The organism is Bradyrhizobium sp. (genome assembly GCF_049512235.1).
In the GTDB taxonomy this organism is placed as follows: domain Bacteria; phylum Pseudomonadota; class Alphaproteobacteria; order Rhizobiales; family Xanthobacteraceae; genus Bradyrhizobium.
Window position 1 is genome coordinate 1 of sequence record NZ_JBEKXH010000069.1, and the last position, 19,985, is coordinate 19,985.

Genomic DNA, 19,985 nt, shown 5'->3' on the forward strand with positions numbered 1-19,985 from the left:
CCCCCAAGCGAAAGCGCAGCTTTCGCGGGGCGGGAGAGGGTTGGGGTGAGGGGGCGCCGCATCGGGACCGCCCGAGTGGTCCACCCTCTCCCGCGCTAAAGAAGCGGGGAGAGGGAGTGAGAGAGTTGGGGCCACCTGACTGGCGCGCTTAAGCTAGCGCGTATGAGAGGCGCCCCTACGTCCTGTCGATCCCGGTAGGGACGACCCTTGTGGTCGCCCTCGTTCGGCGCCCCGCATCCGGCCTGTTTCATGCAAGGGGTCGGCCAAAGGCCGGTGGCGAAGTAAACTTAAGGAGAGACGTCAAATTAACCCCTCCGATTTCGCGGGCAGTCCTCCATGCTAGGCGCCGCCGGTGGGTAAATCAGGATGAGCTCATAAGCTCCCCTCCCCCCACGCGCATCGCGCGTGGCGGGGAGGGGTCGGGGGTGGGGGGTGGCGCGGCGTTCACCGAGGCAGCGGTTCCTGCCGATAGACCCCCCACCCCCGACCCCTCCCCACCGCTTCGCGGGGGGGAGGGGAGAAGCAAATCCGGTCGCGATCCGAGCGCCTGGAAACCAATGCCGACGATTGGAGCCGGCGTTCGAGAAATCAGGCTCCGTGATGCTAGCGGAGCTTTCCGGGTAGTCTACGTTGCGACGTTCGCCGAGGCTGTCCATGTCTTGCACGCCTTCCAGAAGAAGTCGCAGAAGACGGCTCAGCGTGACCTGGACCTTGCTGCTGCGCGCTTGCGAGAACTCAAACGGGAGTTGAGATCATGAAGACGAAGACCAGGACGTTCGCGAATGTGTGGGACGCGCTGTCGGACAGTCCCGAAGAAGCCGCCACCATGAAAATTCGCTCCGACGTCATGATCGCCATCGATGACACGGTTGGTGCCTGGAACACGACGCAGGCGCGGGCAGCTAGCCGCCTCGGCATTACCCAGCCCCGCCTCAACGACCTCCTGCAGGGCAAGATCGACAAGTTCTCTCTCGATGCTCTGCTGACCCTGGCAGCACGCGCCGGCCTCGAAGTGAAGATCAAGATCCGAACTGCGGCCTGACGATGCAACAGTCGGACACCCTACGTGAGTTAACCCGAATTGTTTCGACATCGCTTTGGGTAATTCCCGACCGGCTGGAGCCGGCAGAAAGTCTGGTCATGTGCGCAAGTTTCTCTACGCGGCTTTCGCCCGGCGCATCAATGCTGCGATCAGTGCCGTAAGCCCGAACTCCCAGCGCTCGCAGTCCCCGCTATGACGCATGCGGTTGGTCAACCGGCCGAGTTTTGGCGTGGCAACCGTCACCAGATCGCCTTCGACATGGGTGAAGCCTTGACCCTTCGCGGAACGATCCTGGATCGGTGCGAACGCGGTGCCGAGGAACAGCACAAACCCATCCGGATATTGGTGATTCTCGTTGATCGTCTGCGCGACTATGTCGGCCGGGTCGCGGCTGATCTTCCGCAGTGAGGATTCGCCGTGCAGGACAAAACCCTCCGGCCCTTTCACCTGCAGCGTGATCTCCATGGCCCTGACGTCGTCGAGCGTGAAGGCCAAATCGAACAAGCGCACGAAAGGCCCGATCGCGCAGGAGGCATTGTTGTCCTTTGCCTTGGACAACAGAAGTGCCGAGCGCCCTTCGAAATCGCGCAGATTGACATCGTTGCCGAGGCTCGCCCCGACAATGCGGCCGTCGGATGTCACCACCAGCACCACCTCCGGCTCCGGATTGTTCCACACCGATTTCGGATGCAGGCCGGCATCCATGCAGGTGCCGACCGCGGACAGCACCGGCGCCTTGGTGAACACTTCGGCGTCCGGTCCGATGCCGACCTCGAGATACTGGCTCCAGGCATTCTGTGCGATCAGCACGTCCTTGACATGCTGCGCTTCGGCGGAACCCGGCTTCAATTGGGAGAGGTCGGTTCCGACCACCCGCGTCACCTCGGCCCGGATGGTTGCGGCCGAATCCGGATTGCCGCGCGCCCGCTCCTCGATCACGCGTTCCAGCATCGACACCGCGAAGGTGACGCCGGCCGCCTTGATCACCTGCAGATCGACCGGCGCCAGCAGCCAGGGACGCGTGGGGTCGCGCGTGTCCGGCGGCGTGTTGGCCAGGAGTTCCTGCAGCGTGCCCACGTGTTCACCCCGCGCCGCGCGAAGCGCCGCGGCGGGATCGGCGGTTGCCGCGAGCTCGCTTGCGGTCGGGAAAGTGCCGGTGATATCGAATACGCCATCGGTGCGGATCGCAACCACCGAGGGGCTCGAGAGATCGGGGCGAAAGATGCGTCCCATCAGGGCGGCATCGGCGAAATCATCGGGCAGGATGAAAGCGGCGTCGGTGGTGATGGGCATCGGAATGCTCCCTCGTCGGATGACGTCGTGCTCAGCGTGTTCGTCGTCCCCGGTTTGCAAGATAGATGCGATCGGCGGTGCCGCCGAAAATGTTGGCTCGCTGATCCGGCGACAGATCGGCCAGCAGGCTTTCGGCGGCAGCAAGCCACTTCGCGTAGCCGCCGGCCAGGTTGACCACGGGCCAGTCACTGCCCCACAAAAGGCGCTCGGGCTTGAAGCAGTCCCGGACATGGTCGACCGCGCGGCGCAAATCCGCTAGCTCCCAATCTGGCCGGGCTTCGGTGACCAAACCGGACAGTTTGCAGACGATGTTGTCGCGCTCGGCGAGCCTTGCGATATCGCGTTGCCAGTCATCGAGCTCGCCGGTTGCGAGCCGCGGCTTGGCGCAATGGTCGAGCACAAAGCAGAGGTCGGGATGCCGATCGACCACTTGCAACAGCCGCGTCAGATGGCGCGGCAACACCAGCGCGTCGAACACCAGCCTGTGCCGGGCCATCGCCGCGAGCTGCGGGGCCAATGCCGGGCGCTGCAGCCAGTCGTCATCGGCGATGTCCTGCACCATCGGCCGAAACCCTACCAGGAGCTCGTGCGCCGCCAAGGTCTCGATGTGCGCTACGGCATCGGGTGCGTCGAAATCGGTCCAGCCGACGACCCCGCGCACCCTCTCGGCCGAAGCCGCGATCCCCAACAGAAACATCGTCTCCGCTTCGGTCGGCGCGGCCTGGACCAGGATCATGCCCTCGATAGCGCCGGCCTCAAGATGCGGTGCCAGATCCGTGAGCGCAAAATCCCGGTAGATCGGTTCAAGATCCGCCGTCAGCCAGCCGTAATCGCCACGGGCCAGCGTCCACAGATGGAGATGCGCGTCGATCCGCGTCACGACCCCGGCACCGGCGCGTCGGCATCCAAGAGATGCTCTGCCTTCAAATCGGTCCAAAGCGCTGAAGGGACCGCGCTGGCGAGGCCGGCCACGTTGCGCTCGACCTCCTGCGCGGTCTGGCCGCCAAGCACGACGCTGGCGACGGCCGGATGGCCGAGCGCGAAATGCAGCGCAGCCGTCGGCAAGGCCACGCCGTGGGCGGCACAGACGCGTTCGATCCGCTCGACCTTGGCCAGGATCGCAGCCGGCGCATCCTGATAATTGTATTTGGCCCCGGCCGCCGCGCCCGTCGCCAGAATGCCGGAATTGAACACGCCACCGAGCATCACGCCGATGCCCTGGCGCCGTGCCAGGGGCAGGAAATGCTCAAGCGCGGGTTGCTCCAGAAGGGAATAGCGCCCCGCCAACAGCATGACGTCAAACGAGCCGGCCTCGGCAAAACGCACGCACATGTCGGCCTCGTTCACGCCGATACCGATACCTGCGACCACTTTCTCGCCGCGCAACCGGTCGAGCGCCGGATAGGCGCCCGCCATTGCCTCGCGAAACCGGTCCTCGATGGCATCGGGGCCGTGGGTCCAGACATCGACATCATGAATCAACAGCAAATCCAGCCGGTCGGTGCCGAGCCGCAACAGCGACTGTTCCACCGATCGCATCGTCCCGTCATAGGAATAATCGACCACCGCCCGGTGCGGCTGCCCGCCGACGAAGCCCGATGCGGTGCCGCGCCCATGAAACGGGTCGATCCAGCGCCCCACCTTGGTGCAGAGCACGATCCCGTCGCGATCTACCCGCCGGATCGCCGTGCCGCAGCGATGTTCCGACAGTCCATGGCCGTAGAGCGGCGCGGTGTCCAGAAGATTGATGCCAAGCTCCAGCGCCCGCTCCACCGCGCCAATCGCCGCGCGGTCATCGAGCTTCGAATAGAGATCGCCAAGCGGCGCGGTCCCGAAACCCAAGGTCGAGACCTCAAGTCCGGTGCGCCCGAGCAGACGGCGCGGCACGGCAGTCATCGTGGAAGGGGTCATGGGGGTGCTGCGTTTCCGAAGTTCGAACGGTCGTGCCCAGTCGCGCCGGCGCATCGTTGCATTTAGCGGACAGCCTATTTCTTTAGCGTCAGCTGTCAACGGAAACTCGGATGATCGGGCCTGGAGCATTCCAGCTGGGATAATCGTTGCGGAAATTCGCCTCCTATGCGACCCTGCGTAACGTTACCAACCTGAAAATCGGAAGTGGCGATCGAAAGTGGCAAAAATGGATGATAGCCCGCCCGGACTGGGTGACCTCGAACATGAGGTGATGCAACTGGTCTGGGCCAACGCGCCGGTCACGGCCGAGGCCGTGCGCGAGCGGCTTCGTCGTCCGCTCAAGGAATCGACGGTTCGGACCGTGCTGCGACGGCTGGAAGAAAAGGGCTACACCACCCACACGGTGGATGGACGTACCTATGTCTACCGCGCAGCCGAGCCACGCGGACGGGTGGCGGCCAAAGCGGTCCAGCGTATCGTCGACTGGTTCTGCAACGGTTCGGTCGAGGAGGTCCTGGTCGGCATGGTGGATACGGCGATGCTCGACCAGCGGCAGTTGCGCCTGCTGGCCGACAAGGTCGCAAAGGCGAAAGCGAGGTCGAAAGGAGGGAAAAAATAATGCTGGCTATGCTGGCGGAGTCGGCGCTGCGCTCCCTGGTTGTCGGTGGCGTCGTGTGGGCAGGGCTAAATCTTCTCCGTGTACGAAATCCGCACGTTCATATGACGTCCTGGTTGATGGTTCTGGTGGCATCGTTGTCGATGCCATTGCTGATGCATTGCATGACGCTGACGATCACGGTGGCTCCCGCGCCGGTCGCAGGAGGGGATCTATGGCCTCTTGACACTCCGCTGCCCCAACCTCTGCACTCGTCGCTGCCATCGGAATTTGGCGTCGGCGCAGCCCATGGGCAGAGCTACCCCGCGTTCAGCTGGCGGGTCTTCGCGCTTTCGATCTACGTCATGGTTGCCGGGTTGCTGCTCCTGAGATTGGCAATGGGTATCTATCTGACGTGGCGTCTGGCGCGGACCGCGCGACCCCTTCTCGAACCTTGGGCCGCGGCCGCGGATGTGCGGGTGAGCGATGCCGTCCGCGGGCCGGTCACCTTCGGATCGGCCATTCTGCTGCCTTCGCAATACATCGAATGGGATGTGTTGAAGCGCCAGGCTGTGCTGGCCCACGAGGGGGCCCACGTCGTCCACGGTGATTTCTACGTCCTGCTGCTGGCCTCGCTCAACCGTGCCGTGTTCTGGTTCAGCCCGTTTGCGTGGTGGCAACTGATCCGGCTGGCGGAGCTTGCTGAAATCACCAGCGACGCCCGGGCGCTCGAAGTGTTCGAGGACCGGCTGTCCTACGCCGAGATTCTGCTTGATCTGGTGCAACAGGTCCGGCCGGCGCCCGTGGGTCTGGAGATGGCGAGGGCTTGCACGGTCCGCGCGCGCATCGAGCGCATTCTTGATGATGCCGTGGCGCCTGCGCAAGCGGGGTGGCGGAAACGGATCTGGACCGCCGCGGCCGTGGCGCCGATTGTCGTTGTCGCTGCTGGCAGCATTGCCTACCGCACTGCGCCGGGATCCGCGCCGGTCCTTGCGGGCGATGAGGCGATGATGGCGACCGCCGTGCACAAGTCTGAGGTGGCCGGTTTCTATCCACTCGGTCCCGGGTCGATATTCGCCCTGTTTCGAGCGGGCGAGGATCTCTATGGACAACTGACCTGGCAACGAAGGCTCCGTCTCACTCTTGAGCCGGATGGAACCTATTCCTATCCGGCTGCCAGCGGCCGGATCACTTTCGCCGCCGCTGAGGGCCAACCACCACACCAATTGCTGTTACTGGGTAATGGCCGCAGCCTGCCATCGGTTCGGATCGCCGAGATCTCCGGCCAGGAGATCGAGCTCGACGCGAGTAAGCTCGATGAGTATGTCGGCTGGTACGAATTGTCGCCGTACCGCGTGCTGACCGTCACCCGCGCCGGCGATCGGATGCAGGTGCAGGAGACCGGGCGATCGCAATTCGAGGTCGCGGCCGGAGGTGCCGATGCCTTCACCGGCAATCATGATGATCTCGTGATTTTCCTGCGCAACGATGAGAAGAAGGTGACGAAGGTCCTGCTTGATGACCCGACGTCAGGGGCTCAAATGGCGTCGCGGATCCCCGCGGTCAGGGCCCAATCGATCGAGGCAAGTTTTGCCCGCCGTATTTCCGAAGCCTCTGATCGTTTCAGGGATCAAACCCCGGCGCCAGGCAGCAAGGAGGCGATCCTGCGAGGGATCGAGGACATGCGAGCCGGCACCCCGAACTATGACCGCATGAGCGCAGCGCTGGCTGCCAAGGCCCGCAGCCAGGCCTTGCAGGTGCAGTCAATGCTCAAGGCGTTCGGCGCGGTCGAGTCGATCTTCTTTCGCGGCGTCGGTCCGGGCGGTTACGACATTTATGGCCTGAAGTTTGCCAACGGGTTTGCGGAGATCCGGATCCTGCTCGGGGCGGACGGCAAAACCGAGGATGCGCTGTTCCGGCCCGACGGCAACGAGGCGCCTGGCGGGATCGCCGCCTGTTCCGAGGAAAAGGGTTTGCGATCCCTGGGCGAAACCGCGCCGATCAAGATGCAGCTTTTCAACGACACCGGACAGGAGCTGCAGCTTTACCGGCTGGATGCCGATGGAAAACGCACGGCCCAGGGCCTGATCGGCGATGCCATGTCGGACGCGGTCCTGACCACTGTCGGCACTCCCTGGGTGATTACCGACACATCGGGGAAATGTCTTGAGATCGTCATGCCGGGTCAACGGACGCGTTTTCATAGTGTCGAAGGCCCTGGGGTCGTTCGCCCGCCCGGGCAGCTGTCGCAGCGCTCAGCCCCGCAGGCTGGCAGCGAAGAGACGCTGCGCCAATATATCTTGTCCGTGGGCCGCGGCGAACCCAACTACAACAGCATGACCCCCGAAGTTGCCGCTCAGACGCGCCAGCAGCTTGCCCTGGACCATGCCATTCTGAACCGGCTTGGCCCGCTGCGCGCCTTGTCATTCCGGGGAGTGACCGGCATCGGCAACGACGTCTACATGGCCCATTTCGCCAATGGTTCGGCGGAATGGAGGATCGGCCTGGTCAAGGACGGCACGATCGGCCGGATCTCACTGGGTCCGCAATCGTAGGGTGGCGTTGAGCCCTTCGCGAAACCCACCACTCCGCCGCCGCGATTTTCGACAGCGTGAGGGCGAAGCGACGCTCTCTCACTCCCTCCCCCCGCTCTTGCGGTGGGGAGGGGGTGCTTCAAACAAACGCCGGCGTCTGCGGAGGCATCCCCCACCCCCGACCCCTCCCCACCGCAAGAGCGGGGGGAGGGGAGAGCGGGCAGCGCGGCTTCCTATCGTCAAACATGGGCGAGCGAACAAGGCCTTCGCCCCACGTCCCGGTCATCCTTCGAACGTCAGCCGCGCCCAGAACGATCATTCGGTGCTTGCATCGAAGAGGCCGAAGTGCTACGCATCGTAGCGTTACCAGCGAGGGCCGTTTTTCGGGAAGCTGGGCGGGGCGGGTTGCCACCGGCGCGGCCCGCGGTTTCTTATCATCGGGACATTTGCCATGAGCCGTTCTGCAAAGGCTGAAGCCGCGCTGGCCCTGCACCGCTTCGGGATGGGGCCGCGGCCGGGATCGATTGCGGCAATCGAGGCGGACCCGCGTGGGGCTTTGATCGCCGAGCTCGAACGCCCTCCGGCGAACCCCGCGGCGGCAGCCGAACTGCCTTCGAGTGCCAAGGCCTATCGTACGGTCAACGAAGCCAATGCGAGGCGGCAGGCCCAGGCCATCAAGGCCAAGCGAGCCCAGGACACGAGCCGCCAGCAAATGGCCGCAGCCAACAGCATGGCAGAGGGCGGCGATCAGGACGGCGGCGAGATGGCGGCAAAGATCGCGGCCGAAGCGGTCCCCGATCCGGGGCGGCCGATCTATCTTGCTGAGGCGAAGCTGCGCACGGAGGCTGCGCTCTCCGCTGAGATCGGATTTACGGAGCGGCTGGTCTGGTTCTGGTCCAACCATTTCTGCATCTCGGCCGACAAGATACGAAGCATGTCCGGAGCCTACGAGCGCGAGGCCATTCGTCCCCACGCGCTCGGCCGGTTTGTCGACATGTTGCTGGCGGTCGAGGGCCATCCGGCCATGCTGTTCTATCTCGACAACCTCGGCTCGATGGGGCCGAATTCGATCGCCGGCATCAATCGCAGCCGTGGCCTCAACGAGAATTTTGCGCGCGAGACCCTGGAGCTGCATACCCTGGGCGTGCGCAGCGGCTACACCCAGGATGACGTCATCAGCTTCGCCAATGTGCTCACCGGATGGACCCTGGTGCCGCCGCCTGACAATCCGGAGCATGGCGGCGAATTCACCTTCAATCCGCGCTTGCACGAGCCCGGCGCCCAGAAAGTGCTGGGAAAGCTCTACGAGCAGGACGGGATCGAGCAAGGCCAGGCCGTGCTGCGGGATTTGGCTGGGCATCCGGCGACCGCCACGCATGTGGCGACCAAGCTCGCTTGTCATTTCGTCGCCGATACGCCGCCCCCGGCGCTGGTTCAGAAGATGGCCAAGGTGTTTGTCGACAGCACCGGCGATCTCAAGGAGATCGCCAAGACGATGGTCGCGTCTGACGAATCCTGGACAGAGCCGCCCACCAAACTCAAACGCCCGGGCGAGTGGGTCGTCAGCATGGTGCGGGCAGCCGGGCTTTTGCAGTCCGATCCTGAGCGGTTCACAGCCGGGCAGCGGCTCCTCGGCGAACCCTTGTGGCGTCCGTCGTCGCCCAAGGGCTATCCGGACGACGAAGCGTCCTGGATTGACGGGATGGGGCGACGGCTCGACGTCGCCAATAACTTCGCGGAACGCCTGGCCGGCAACGTCGATCCCGGGGAGGTCATCGAGAGCGTACTCGGATCTTGCGTTTCGCCCGAGGTGAAGCAAGCGGTCGGACGCGCCGAAAGCCGTCAGCAGGCACTCGCGCTGTTGTTCATGTCGGCTGACATGCAGAGGAGATGAGCATGACGTTCCACCACCATATGCCCAGCCGTCGCGAGGCCCTGCTGGGTGCCGGCGCGCTGTTCGCCTGGAGCCAGATGCCCAGGCTGGCGCGCGCCGAGGGCCGCGATCCACGCCTGCTTGTCATCGTGCTGAGAGGTGCGCTGGATGGGTTGGGTGCGGTCGCGCCGGTCGGCGACCCCGACTGGAAATCCCTGCGCGGCGATCGCGCTTTGCTGCTCGACGGCAAGACGCCGGCGCTGCCGCTCGACGGTTTCTTCGCGCTCAATCCTGCGATGCCGAACCTGCACCGGCTCTACAAGGCCCAGCAAGCTTGCATCGTGCACGCCACGGCGACGCCCTATCGGGAGCGCTCGCATTTCGACGGCCAGGACGTTCTGGAGAGCGGGATCTCCAGGCCCGGTGCCGTCGACTCGGGCTGGCTCAATCGCGCTCTGGTCGCGCTCGCATCGGACGGTCAGATCGACCTGCGCGGCAGCCGCGCCCTTGGCGTCGGGGCGGTGACGCCTCTGATCGTGCGCGGCAGGGCGCCGGTGATGTCGTGGAGCCCGCAAAAATCGCTTCCTGCCAGCGATGACACAAGGGCGCGCCTCTTGGACCTCTATCAGCACACCGATCCGAGGCTTGCCGCCGCGCTCGACGCGCAGATACGCCTTGCGGCCCTTGGACCGACCGCTGCGATCGACGACCCCATGGCCGATGATGCTGCGTTGCCGCTGCCCGGCATCGCGCGCCTGCGCGCCTACGTCGCCGAGGCCGCCGCTACGGCCGCGCGTTTTCTTGCCAGGGCGGACGGCCCGCGCGTCGGGGCGGCGGGCTTTGTCGGGTGGGATACGCACATCAATGAGGGCGCCGCTTCCGGTCAACTCGCCAATCTCCTGGGAGTGCTTGATGGCGCGCTGGCGGCCGTCGAGACCAATATGGGCGAGGCCTGGCGCGAGACGGTGGTCGCGGTTATCACGGAGTTCGGACGCACCGCGCACATCAACGGCACGGATGGAACAGACCACGGCACGGGCACCGTTGCCTTTCTCGCCGGCGGCGCGCTGCGCGGCGGCCGCATGATCGCCGACTGGCCGGGGCTGAAGCCTGCCCAGCTCTATGAGGAACGCGATCTCAAGCCGACCACCGACCTGCGCGCCGTGCTCAAGGGTCTCCTGAGGGATCATTTGAGAGTCGAGGAGCGGACGCTGGCAACGGCGGTCTTTCCCGACAGCGCCGACGTCGTGCCGACCGCCGGTCTGGTCGGCTGACGCGAAGGCGATGCGGAGCCGATCGCGCATCCCGACCGGTTCGGCCTCGCAACAGATCGTGCGAGCAGGGATGCCGATGGTTCAAACGGCGCGGGATTGTTATGTCTGTTTTCACAGGTCAAGAACTCGAATTTCTCGCCGGCTTGCGGACCAGCTGGAGCAGGCTCTATTGGAACGAACTCGTCCGTCTACTGAGAGAGGATCGGACGAAGGACACGGCTTTCAAAAACCCGGCAACCGGCTCTCCTATTTTGCCATCGCCGAGGCGTTTTTCGCCAGGCATCTCGGCGGCGCGTTCGAACCGATCGGCTCCGATCTCGAAGGCTCAAGCCACGAGATTCGCGCAGGCAGCGAGGCCGTGGCGGATTTGATCGCGCGCTGAGGCGAGGCGTGTCGCTGTTCGACGCCTGCTGCATGCGAATCGACCGGGGCGCCGGCCGAGCTCACATCGTCTGTTTCTGCTTCAGGGCTGCAAAAATCTTGCCGTTCATCAGCAGCGCGATTTCGGTGGATGGCAGCGGTTTCTGGCATTCTGACAACGGATTGAGCCAGAAATTGGCGTTGGGCAACATCTCAAAGAGGTTGCGCGCCGCCGCGCCGAGACAGGTTTCGGGCTCCTTGACATAGTCGGATATGCGCTTCTTTGAGGTGAAGGCCGGCAGCCAGGTCATGCCCTTGAACTCGACGGTGGCGAGGTTGATTTTTTCCTGAAATTTGAGCGAGCGGCGCCGGCCGGGCTTGATCGGCATCTCAGGAGTCAGCACGTAGATCTCGCTTGCGAGCAGCGCCTGGTAGAACGCAGGCGCTACCCCCGGATCCTTTCCGGCGGCCTGCATCAATGCTTCGAGGCTGTTTTCCGGTTCGAACATGACGGCCCTCCCATTAGCAACAAAATTTTGAGTGCGACATCATAGATCGGTGATCTCGGCAGCGGTCCGCCGACCCGAGGCGCCGGTCGACCGCTTGCAAGCTCCGACCGCGCTGGCGATCGCATCAGGTCGGCCTGCCGCGAAGCGCGCGATAGACCGTGTTGCGGGAGACGCCCAGCCGGCGGGCGGTCTTGCTGATATTGTTGCCAGTCTCCGCATAAGCGCTCAGCACATGCGCACGCTGTATCTCATGCAGATCGCGGTTCAATTCGCCATCGGCCGATGTCGTGCGCGCCGAGCGCGCACCGCAGCAGCGTCCGACCTCGGCTTCGATGGCCGCCTCGTCGATGAGGTTACTGTGCTCGCCTAGCGAAAGCCTTGACAGAACGTTACGCAACTCGCGGATATTGCCATCCCAATCCAGTTCAGCCAGGCGGTCGATGGCGCTTTGAGTCAGTACGGCCGACGGATCTATCTTCTCCATCAGGTGGCGGGCGATGTCTGCGAAGTCTGAGCGCTCGCGCAGCGGCAGCAAACCAACCTCCAGCGTGTTGAGGCGAAACAGCAGATCAGACCGGAATCGTCCCTTTGCGATGGTATCTTCGAGATTGGCGTTGGTGGCCGAGACCAGGAGAATGTCGACTTCGCGTTTGCTGCCGCCAATCGGCCGCACCGTCCAATCGTCCAGGAAGCGCAGTAAAACGGCCTGCAACGTCACCGGCATGTCGCCGATCTCGTCGAGGAAAAGGGTGCCGCCATCCGCCTCCCTGAACAGCCCGGCGGAGCCTCCCTTCCGCGCGCCGGTGAATGCACCTTCGCAATAGCCGAACAGCTCCGCTTCGATCAGGCTGTCGGGAAGCGCTGCGCAATTGACCGGGACAAACGATCCCGTGCGCCGGCTCGCCGTATGGGCATGCCGCGCCATCTGCTCCTTGCCGGTGCCGGTCTCGCCACGAATGAGAATTGGCATCTTGCGCGCCGCCGCGATCTCGACTTGACGCACAATTGCCGCGATCTTCGGATCGCCGGATACGAATTGAGCCGCCGGTGCCTTTGGCAGCGGCGGCCGGGGCACGGAAATCCTTTGTACCATCGGGAATTGACGGGTGTTCTCGATGGTCGCGACGAACTGGCTGCCGGCCTCGTCCTCGAGATGCTGTCGTTCCTTGCGTCGTCCCTCGTCGACAAACGAACTGAATTTGGCGCGGAACACATCGGCGAAGCGGCGGCCGGGGGCGGCCGGCAATCCATGCAACAAGACCCGCGCCGCCCGGTTGGCGGCGAGGATCCTGCCTTCGTTGTCGACAGCCAGCAGGCCCGCGCTGAGCGTGTGCAGATATTCGCCGCGATTATGCAGCGCGATCAGGATATTGCCGCGATGATGTTCGCGAAACAGCCCATTCTCGATCTGGGTCGCCGCCATCGCGACCAGCGCCTGGGTGTGCGCCTGCCTCGACATGCAATCCGACGAAGCATCCAATATTCCCGCCAGTTCGCCATCCGGGGCGAAGATCGGCGCGGCGATGCAGGTGAGATTGTTGTAGCGCGAAAAAAAGTGCTCGCGCCCGTGCACGACGATGGCGCGTTTGAGATGGGCCGCGGTGCCAAGGCCGTTGGTGCCGCAAATGCTCTCCGTCCAGACCGTTCCCGGCCGAATGCTCGCGGCGTTCGAAGCATCGCTGAAGCTTGGATCGGTGATGATGTCGAGCAGCAAGCCATCGGCATTGGCAAAGGCGATCATGAAATTGGAGCCGGCAATCTGCTGATGCAGCGTGTGCATCTCGGCAAGCGCAAGACCACGCACCAGCGAACAGCGCTGCTGCTCCTGGCGCAGGATGCCGGCACTGACGAATTCGGGCGACGGCGGGCGCAGGGTGTCCAGGCCGAACGAAATGCAGCGCATCCAGCTGTCGTATATATCCGCCGACAAAAGTTCCGACGGCGGCGCTCCGCGCTGCTCGAGCGTCATCCAGGCATTATCCATGCGCCGGCTGGCAGACAACATCAATAGTCCTCCCGGATTGGCTGCTCGGCAGTCCAGCGTCGCGGCCGGCTGCGAACATCTTCGCGCCCCGCAATTTTTCCCATCATAGATCATATATTCAGGATGCCAAATTTCCATTGCGTGATGTCGGTGCCCGCGGTGTTCCGTCTCGGAACAGAAGGCCGGCCAAGGTTGCTCCGATGCGGATCGCATGGAACTCGCCGATGTGCGTAGAACTACTGCGGAATCAGCAGGTTAAAGGTCTGGCACGGGCCTTGCTGACATACAAGCAGAGGTAGAATTGGCGTTATCGTGAATTAAATAAAAAATCCCGGGAGAGAACATTCAATGAAAGCAGCGGTGCTCCATGCGTTCGACGAGAAACTGACCGCCAAAGAGTTTGTTAAGTACGAGGATGTGACAGACCCGAAAATTTCCCGCCCGATGGACGTGATCGTGCGCGTCGGCGGTGCCGGGGTCTGCCGCACCGACCTGCATATCGTCGAAGGCATCTGGCGCAGCAAGGTTGACGTCAAGCTGCCCTATATCATGGGTCACGAAAATGCCGGCTGGGTCGAGGCCATCGGTCCCGGCGTCGAGGGCGTCAAGGTCGGCGACAGCGTCATCTGTCACCCGCTCGTGACCAGCGGACATTGTCTGGCCTGCCGGCGCGGCGACGACATGCACGCATTGGACAGTTCCTTTCCCGGCATCAACGCCAACGGAGGCTATGCGCAATATCTGCTCACGGGCCAGCGTTCGCTGATCAAGCTGCCCAAGTCGCTGGCGCCGAAGGATGTCGCGCCCTATACCGACGCCGGATTGACCGCCTATCGCGCCGCCAAGAAAGCGTCCCGCCATCTGCTGCCCGGAGAATTCGTGGTCGCGATCGGCGCCGGTGGACTTGGGCATATTGGCGTCCAGGTTCTCGCGGCGCTCTGCGCGGCGGAGATTATTGTTGTCGATCGCTCCGACAAGTCTCTCGAATTGGCCAAGACCTGCGGGGCGCATCATCTCGTCAAGGCCGACGGCAACGAAGTGGAAGCCGTGCTGGCGCTGACCAAAGGGCGCGGAGCCGAGGCCGTCATCGACTTCGTCGGCGAAGGTGATGCGATCGCCAGAGGCCTGTCGATGACCGGCAATGGCGGCTACTATTATATCGTGGGCTACGGCGGCAAGATCGATCTTCCGACCATCGACATGATCACGACCGAAAAGACCATCGTCGGCAACCTGGTCGGCACCTATCCCGAACTGGTCGAGCTGATGGCGCTCGCGGATCGCGGACTCGTCAAGCTCCATACCAGGGAATACCGGCTCAGCGAGGCCAACGACGCGCTGCATGATCTGCATCATGGGCGCATTCATGGCCGCGCCGTCCTGATCCCATAAAGGAATCCGCCGCAAGATGCTCAGTGTCGATCGGCGACATCGAATGAAGGTGATGCGAGTGACGGACGCCGGCCGGTTCGGAGCAAAGATATCCGCCGAGGAAGCTGCCGAGCTTCAGCGTGCGCGGGACCGGATGCTGGCACGACACAAGCTTATCGAAGGCATGATTCGCAACAACGAGATGCAGATCAAGAACGAAAGCGCGCGTGGTGGCGCCGAAATCGAACTCGAATGCGCGAAGCGCGACGCCGCGCGGGCTGGCGCGGCGGACGCCGAGTTGCGCGAACTGGAGAGGGCGACCGAGCGATTCAAGGCGCTGCAGGACGACCATGCGCGTCTTGTTGCCGAGCGCGAATGGCTCAATGCATCGCTGCTGCAATTCGACGCCGAAGCCTCCGCCGAAGAACACCAACGATCGGGACACGCGTGATGAACAGGATCAGAACATGATGACAACCGCGTCGGAAAATGCGGCGCCGCCCGGCAGAGGACGAACCATCCCTGCAGAGCCGGAACCGGGCGAGGAAGCCAGGTCGAAGGATGCGTTCTTCGTACGGGTGGCTGAACTCGCCGAAGCCATGATTGCCGCGCACGGCAGGGATTTTGCGATTGGTACACTGGTGCTGGCAGCGAAGTTTATCGCTGAAGGCAAGCCGCTCACCGCGCGAGGCAACGGAAGCGGAGAAACGGCCAGCACCGCCGGATCGGGTTGAACAGAAGACGAATTTCGGGAATCAAAGTCAATTTACCGGACTTAAAGTTGGTTAGGCGGGCGCGCATTGCGAAAATTCGATCACAACGCCGTTCAGATTGACGGTCGTTCCGATCGGGCGACTGAAGCGAGAATGCCGAAAGCGGACGCAACGTTCAAAGGAGAAGCAAATGACTGCAGGTCTGACACTGAATAAGATTACGGCCCAGAAGGGAATAAGCATTGCCGAGGCGGCGAGCCGGGTCGCGGATCTCGGCTGGACGCCGAGCTACGTGCAGGAGGCAATGACCTTTCCGACCGACTACAAGATATCGAAGACGCCGCGCGACCCGATGAAACAGGTCCTGCGGTCTTATTTCCCGATGCAGGAAGAGAAGGACAACCGCGTCTACGGCGCGCTGGACGCGGCGTTGCGCGGCGACATGTTCCGCAATGTCGAACCGCGCTGGGTCGAATGGATGAAGCTGTTCCTGGCCATCATTCCGTTCCCTGAAATCTCGGCGGCGCGCTCGATGGCGATGGTGGGCCGGCTGGCGCCCGGCGAGGAACTGCGTACCGGCTTTACCATGCAGATGGTCGATGAGTTCCGTCATTCGACGATCCAGATGAACCTCAAGAAGTGGTACATGGAGAATTATATCGATCCGGCCGGGTTCGACATCACCGAGGCCGCGTTCGGCAAGTGCTACGCCACCACCATCGGCCGCCAGTTCGCCGAGGGCTTCCTGACCGGTGACGCCATCACCGCCGCCAACGTCTACCTGACGGTGGTCGCGGAAACCGCATTCACCAACACGCTGTTCGTGGCCATGCCGTCGGAGGCCGCGCGCAACGGCGACTATGCGCTGCCGACGGTGTTCCTGTCGGTGCAGTCGGATGAATCGCGCCATATCGGCAACGGCCACTCGATGCTGATGGCGATGATCAATGATCCGTCGAACCATCAGCTGTTGGAACGCGATCTGAAATATGCGTTCTGGCAGAACCACGCGATCGTCGACGCCGCGATCGGGACCTTCATCGAATACGGCACGACCAACCGCGACAAGAACAAGGAATCCTATGCCGAGCTCTGGCACCGCTGGATCTACGAGGATTACTACCGCACCTATATGCTGCCGCTCGAGAAGTACGGCATCAAGATCCACCACGACGACGTCGCCGCCGCCTGGGACCGGATCGTCAAGAAGAACTATGTCCACAAGACCGCCCAGTTCTTCACGGTCGGCTGGTCGGTCAACTTCTGGCGCATCGAGGCTCAAACCGAGAAGGATTTTGAGTGGTTCGAGCACAAATATCCGGGCTGGTATGCCGAATTCGGCGACTTCTGGAAGTGGCATGCCAAGCTCAGCGTCCCCGGCGAAACCAACATCCTGTTCAACAGCGAAGTCGGCTACGCTTATCCGCATCGCTGCTGGAGCTGCATGGTTCCATGCCTGATCCGGGAAGACTTCGTCTGCGACGAGGTCGATGGCAAGCTCTACACCTATTGCTCGGAAGGCTGCCGCTGGACCCACAAGGTGGCGTTCGCCGCCGAGTACGAAGGCCGCGCCACGCCGGCCATGGGCCGCTTCAGCGGTCGCCGTGAATGGGAAGACTGCTATCACGGCTGGGATGTTGCCGACGCGATCAAGGACCTCGGCTTCGTCCGTTCGGACGGCAAGACGCTGATTGCCCAGCCGCATCTGCGCTTCGATGCCAAGGATATGTGGACGCTCGACGACGTCCGCGGCCACCAGCTTGGCAGCCCGCTGCGTGGATTCCGGGCGCTTTCGCCGATCGAACGCGAAGTCGCGGTGGCTGACTATCGCAAGGGCTTCAAGATCAATCCTTGCAACTGAAGTGGGAGATCCGGAAGGGGCCGCCTCGGCGGCCTCTTCCATCGCCGGGGCCTGTTCGGCCTCAAGCAGTGCTGGTGTGAGAATACGACAGGGTCGGGCCGATGGCAGAGGTGCAGGTTCACAAGGTCCGGTTCGAGCCTGTGGGCATCGAAATGGAGGTCGAGGAGGGCGAAACCGTGCTCAACGCGGCCTTTCGCCAGGGCATCTCGCTGATGCATGGCTGCAAGGAGGGGCAGTGCGGCAGCTGCAAATCGAAACTGATCGATGGTGACATCGAACTACTGAAATATTCCACCTTCGCCTTGCCGGATTACGAGAGCGAAACCAACCACGTCCTGCTGTGCCGTACCCATGCCTTCAGCGACGTCAGTTTCGAACTTTTGAACTACGACGAAGATCTGCTCAGCCGCGCGATTGCGGTGAAGGCATTCCCCGGGCGTGTCGCAGGGATCAGCGCGCTGACGTCGGACATCAGGCTTCTGGACATCGAGATCGAAAGTCCGTTGAAGTTCTGGGCCGGCCAATATGTCGATCTGACGCTTGAGAATGGCGCGATCACCCGTGCGTTTTCGATGGCCAACCCGCCCAGCGAAGGCCGCAGGCTGAGCTTCATCATCAAGAAATACCCCAACGGGGCGTTTTCCTCCCAGCTCGACGGCGCCTTGAAGGCCGGTGACGCCGTGATCGCCAAGGGGCCTTATGGCACCTGCTTCCGGCGCGAGCAGAGACCTGGCCCGATGCTGCTGGTCGGTGGCGGTTCCGGGATGTCGCCGCTGTGGTCCATTCTCGCCGACCATATCGAGAGCCAAGAGCAGCGGCCGGTGCGGTTTTTCTACGGCGCCCGCACCCGCGGTGATCTGTTCTACCTCGACCAGCTGGCGGCGATCGCGGCGCGGCTTGAGGACTTCAAATTTGTGCCGGCGCTGTCGCATGCGGATGCGGACGACCAATGGGATGGCGAAACCGGGCTGGTTCATGAGGTGGTGCTGCGGCATTTGCGCGGCGAGCAGATCGCCGGCGCGATCGATGCCTACGCCTGCGGGCCGGCGCCGATGATCGATGCCCTGTTGCCGGTCCTGCAAATGAACGGCGTCGAGCCCGACCACATCTATTTCGACAAGTTTACGCCGGCGGTGCGATGACGGCGTCTAAAAGTTCGTCGCTGCAAAGCATAGCAAAAGGGAGTTAGCCATGAGCGCGCAAGCAAGCAGAGCGGCCACCAAGCCGGAAGCCGTCAATTCCGGGGCGGCGGGAGCAGCCACGTTTCCGGGTTCCGACAGCCGCAAATACAATTATTTCGAACCCAAGGGCCGCAAGGCGACGCACTACGAGGACATGACGGTCGATGTTCAGCCCGACCCCGAGCGTTACCTGCTGCAGGACTGGATCATTTCCTTTCCCGACGGAACGCCGACCTACAGCAAGGATTGGACGGCCGCGAAGAGCTCCAATTGGCATAAGTTCCGCGCCGTCGACCAGGAGTGGGAGCGTACGCATTACCAGCGCCAGTCGACCATTTGCGGCATGGTGCAAAGCACCATCGAAAACGGCAGAAAATCCGGCGCGCCGGCGCGTTTCGACCCTGCCTGGGTGAAGATTCTGCAGAACCATCTCGGAGCCTACAAGCACGCCGAGTTCGGTCTGGGCACCTCGACCATGCAGGCGCAGCGCTACGGCTATACCCAGATGGTCAACAACGCGATCCTGACCAACTCCTCCTACAAGCTGCGCTTCGCCCAGGACATCACGCTCTATCTGAGCGAGATCGGCCTCGACCTTCCGGGCTTCGATATCGCCGCCGGCAAGAAGCACTGGCTCGAGGACCCGATCTGGCAGGGCGTGCGCAAGTCGATCGAGTCCGTGATGGGGTCGAACGACTACCTGGAACAGTATTTCGCCACCAACGTGGTGTTCGAGCCGCTGGTGGGGGAACTTTTCCGTTCCGGGTTCCTGATGCAGGCGGCCGCGGCGCAGGGCGACTTCATCACCCCGGCGGTCGTCTCCGCGGCGGAGGCCGATTACGAGCGCAATCTCGCCAACACGGTCGAGTTGTTCGCCATCCTCGGGACCGATCCGACCTACGGCGTCCAGAATATTGCATTGTTCAACAAGTGGCTCGCCAAACACGCCGATCTGGCGCTGGAGGCGGCCAACCAGCTGCAACCGATCTGGTCGCAACCGCGCGTCAAGGTTATTACCTACCCCGACGCCTTGGGCCAATCCAAAAACAGGATCAAGGGCATTGCCAAGGAGCTTGGCCTTATTGTTCCGGCCAATCTCGCGTCATAACAACCCGACGTCCTTTACCCCAATTCCCAAGGAGAGCGACATGCTGCACGAAGACAACATCTTCAAATCGATGAAGGACATCAAATTTGAGGATACCATTTCGCATCAATGCGGAGTCACGATGAACGACAGCGTCGAGGCGCGCGCGATTGCCGACGTCATGGGCCGCCATGACCATATCACGGTGACCTACATGCCGGCGATGATCCGTATCGACGGCATCGGCAAGATGGAATTCAAGATGGATGAAATCTCGGAGGAACTGGGCCGGATCATGACCCCGCATCTGTTCGAAATATCCACCTCGACGCATTACGGCCGCATGGTGATGACCGACGACAACACCGTGGTGCTGTTTGGCGACATGAACGAGGCG

The 19,985-nt window shown here is 62.9% G+C and carries 19 protein-coding genes; 14 read left to right on the forward strand and 5 right to left on the reverse strand.

What is annotated here, in order from left to right:
* Positions 1 to 425 precede the first annotated feature (425 nt).
* Positions 426 to 758, forward strand: a complete 333-nt coding sequence (locus ABSG20_RS09135) for a type II toxin-antitoxin system RelE/ParE family toxin (RefSeq protein ID WP_423864175.1) — start codon at positions 426 to 428, stop codon at positions 756 to 758.
* Positions 755 to 1,042: a helix-turn-helix domain-containing protein gene (locus ABSG20_RS09140; RefSeq protein WP_423864176.1), complete on the forward strand. Its 288-nt coding sequence runs from the start codon at positions 755 to 757 to the stop codon at positions 1,040 to 1,042. Before ABSG20_RS09135 ends, ABSG20_RS09140 begins: the two co-directional genes overlap by 4 nt.
* A 114-nt stretch (positions 1,043 to 1,156) precedes the next feature.
* Here ABSG20_RS09140 and ABSG20_RS09145 read toward each other — a convergent pair whose 3' ends face one another.
* The 3 genes from ABSG20_RS09145 to ABSG20_RS09155 are packed head-to-tail and all read right to left on the reverse strand — an operon-like array spanning position 1,157 to position 4,246.
* Positions 1,157 to 2,335 carry a fumarylacetoacetate hydrolase family protein gene (locus tag ABSG20_RS09145; RefSeq protein ID WP_423864177.1) on the reverse strand — a complete coding sequence of 393 codons (1,179 nt, stop codon included), beginning with the start codon at positions 2,333 to 2,335 and terminating at the stop codon, positions 1,157 to 1,159.
* A gap of 31 nt (positions 2,336 to 2,366) precedes the next feature.
* Positions 2,367 to 3,215: an amidohydrolase family protein gene (locus ABSG20_RS09150; protein ID WP_423864178.1), complete on the reverse strand. Its 849-nt coding sequence runs from the start codon at positions 3,213 to 3,215 to the stop codon at positions 2,367 to 2,369.
* Complete coding sequence (locus tag ABSG20_RS09155) at positions 3,212 to 4,246, reverse strand: aldo/keto reductase (RefSeq protein WP_423864179.1); 1,035 nt, start codon at positions 4,244 to 4,246, stop codon at positions 3,212 to 3,214. Before ABSG20_RS09155 ends, ABSG20_RS09150 begins: the two co-directional genes overlap by 4 nt.
* A 226-nt stretch (positions 4,247 to 4,472) precedes the next feature.
* Here ABSG20_RS09155 and ABSG20_RS09160 point away from each other — a divergent pair, with 226 nt between their 5' ends.
* The 5 genes from ABSG20_RS09160 (at position 4,473) to ABSG20_RS09180 (ending at position 10,904) form a co-directional block, all read left to right on the forward strand.
* Positions 4,473 to 4,865, forward strand: coding sequence for a BlaI/MecI/CopY family transcriptional regulator (locus tag ABSG20_RS09160; RefSeq protein ID WP_423864193.1), 393 nt, complete (start codon positions 4,473 to 4,475; stop codon positions 4,863 to 4,865).
* A complete protein-coding gene (locus ABSG20_RS09165; RefSeq protein ID WP_423864180.1) occupies positions 4,865 to 7,396 on the forward strand; it encodes a M56 family metallopeptidase in 2,532 nt (843 codons plus the stop codon). Before ABSG20_RS09160 ends, ABSG20_RS09165 begins: the two co-directional genes overlap by 1 nt.
* Before the next feature lie 430 nt (positions 7,397 to 7,826).
* Complete coding sequence (locus ABSG20_RS09170) at positions 7,827 to 9,269, forward strand: DUF1800 domain-containing protein (RefSeq protein WP_423864181.1); 1,443 nt, start codon at positions 7,827 to 7,829, stop codon at positions 9,267 to 9,269.
* A 2-nt stretch (positions 9,270 to 9,271) separates the two neighbouring features.
* Positions 9,272 to 10,522, forward strand: a complete 1,251-nt coding sequence (locus ABSG20_RS09175; RefSeq protein WP_423864182.1) for a DUF1501 domain-containing protein — start codon at positions 9,272 to 9,274, stop codon at positions 10,520 to 10,522.
* 70 nt (positions 10,523 to 10,592) lie between these two features.
* On the forward strand, positions 10,593 to 10,904 hold the full coding sequence (locus tag ABSG20_RS09180) for a hypothetical protein (RefSeq protein WP_423864183.1): 312 nt from the start codon (positions 10,593 to 10,595) through the stop codon (positions 10,902 to 10,904).
* 61 nt (positions 10,905 to 10,965) lie between these two features.
* Here the strand turns inward: ABSG20_RS09180 and ABSG20_RS09185 are convergent, their stop codons facing one another.
* Positions 10,966 to 11,391 (reverse strand): SseB family protein, encoded by a 426-nt coding sequence (locus tag ABSG20_RS09185; protein ID WP_423864184.1) that lies wholly within the window; start codon positions 11,389 to 11,391, stop codon positions 10,966 to 10,968.
* 124 nt (positions 11,392 to 11,515) lie between these two features.
* Positions 11,516 to 13,396, reverse strand: a complete 1,881-nt coding sequence (locus ABSG20_RS09190) for a sigma-54-dependent Fis family transcriptional regulator (protein WP_423864185.1) — start codon at positions 13,394 to 13,396, stop codon at positions 11,516 to 11,518.
* 327 nt (positions 13,397 to 13,723) lie between these two features.
* On the opposite strand from ABSG20_RS09190, the gene ABSG20_RS09195 reads away from it, so the two are divergent.
* The 7 genes from ABSG20_RS09195 to ABSG20_RS09225 all read left to right on the forward strand — a co-directional run.
* A complete protein-coding gene (locus ABSG20_RS09195; RefSeq protein ID WP_423864186.1) occupies positions 13,724 to 14,767 on the forward strand; it encodes an NAD(P)-dependent alcohol dehydrogenase in 1,044 nt (347 codons plus the stop codon).
* A gap of 43 nt (positions 14,768 to 14,810) precedes the next feature.
* Positions 14,811 to 15,197: a hypothetical protein gene (locus ABSG20_RS09200; RefSeq protein WP_423864187.1), complete on the forward strand. Its 387-nt coding sequence runs from the start codon at positions 14,811 to 14,813 to the stop codon at positions 15,195 to 15,197.
* A gap of 16 nt (positions 15,198 to 15,213) precedes the next feature.
* On the forward strand, positions 15,214 to 15,480 hold the full coding sequence (locus ABSG20_RS09205; protein ID WP_423864188.1) for a hypothetical protein: 267 nt from the start codon (positions 15,214 to 15,216) through the stop codon (positions 15,478 to 15,480).
* A 169-nt stretch (positions 15,481 to 15,649) separates the two neighbouring features.
* Positions 15,650 to 17,320: an aromatic/alkene/methane monooxygenase hydroxylase/oxygenase subunit alpha gene (locus ABSG20_RS09210; protein WP_423864189.1), complete on the forward strand. Its 1,671-nt coding sequence runs from the start codon at positions 15,650 to 15,652 to the stop codon at positions 17,318 to 17,320.
* A gap of 101 nt (positions 17,321 to 17,421) precedes the next feature.
* Complete coding sequence (locus ABSG20_RS09215; protein ID WP_423864190.1) at positions 17,422 to 18,462, forward strand: 2Fe-2S iron-sulfur cluster-binding protein; 1,041 nt, start codon at positions 17,422 to 17,424, stop codon at positions 18,460 to 18,462.
* A gap of 49 nt (positions 18,463 to 18,511) precedes the next feature.
* Positions 18,512 to 19,609 (forward strand): aromatic/alkene monooxygenase hydroxylase subunit beta, encoded by a 1,098-nt coding sequence (locus ABSG20_RS09220; RefSeq protein ID WP_423864191.1) that lies wholly within the window; start codon positions 18,512 to 18,514, stop codon positions 19,607 to 19,609.
* A 40-nt stretch (positions 19,610 to 19,649) separates the two neighbouring features.
* Positions 19,650 to 19,985, forward strand: a 336-nt coding sequence (locus ABSG20_RS09225) for an MmoB/DmpM family protein (RefSeq protein WP_423864192.1), incomplete at its 3' end; no start/stop codon positions are given.